At 52.9% G+C, this 255-nt stretch carries 1 rRNA gene; it reads left to right on the forward strand.

The features are described from left to right. A 23S ribosomal RNA gene (locus KJS65_RS29615) occupies positions 1–255 on the forward strand; the annotation flags it as partial.

Below are 255 nucleotides of genomic sequence, written 5' to 3' on the forward strand. Positions count from 1 at the left end.
TAGCGGCGAGCGAACGCGGATTAGCCCAAACCAAGGAGCTTGCTCCTTGGGGTTGTGGGACGTCTCACATGGAGTTACAAAGGAATACATTAGGCGAAGAGGTCTGGAAAGGCCCGGCATAGAAGGTGAAAGCCCTGTAGCTGAAAATGTATTCTCTCCGAGACGGATCCCGAGTAGTGCGGGGCACGTGAAACCCCGTATGAATCCAGCAGGACCATCTGCTAAGGCTAAATACTCCCTAGTGACCGATAGTGA

Source organism: Paenibacillus sp. J23TS9, assembly GCF_018403225.1.
Classification (GTDB): Bacteria; Bacillota; Bacilli; order Paenibacillales; family Paenibacillaceae; genus Paenibacillus_AQ.